Raw genomic sequence first — 278 nt, 5'->3', positions numbered from 1 at the left:
GAGGATGAGCGCGGAAATAAAATCAAACGGCGTAATTTGCGAGAATTGAGTTTTTCCAAGCAATTTTAAAATCACAAATAAAATACCCAAACCGCATACTAACTCCCAAGCCACTGTAAGTAAATGTCCCATATTCGCACCTTCTTCTTAAAAGTCATTACCATTATGGACATTCGCCTGTTTTCTATACAGCGGCCGGCAACACACAAAAAAACGCAGCCGAGGCCGCGTTTTTTCACTTCTGCTTACTGTTTTCGATTCGATCTGACGACCCGTAA

1 pseudogene is annotated in these 278 nt (G+C 41.7%); it reads right to left on the bottom strand.

The features are described from left to right. Positions 1–132, bottom strand: a pseudogene (locus KVT31_RS29520) (DUF421 domain-containing protein); the annotation flags it as partial. Between the last annotated feature and the right edge of the window lie 146 nt (positions 133–278).

Source organism: Bacillus sp. GbtcB14, from assembly GCF_019091205.1.
In the GTDB taxonomy this organism is placed as follows: Bacteria; Bacillota; Bacilli; order Bacillales; family Bacillaceae_G; genus Bacillus_A; species Bacillus_A cereus_AG.
Note: the sequence above shows the minus strand (reverse complement) of the source record. Positions and strands in the feature narration are given on the sequence as shown.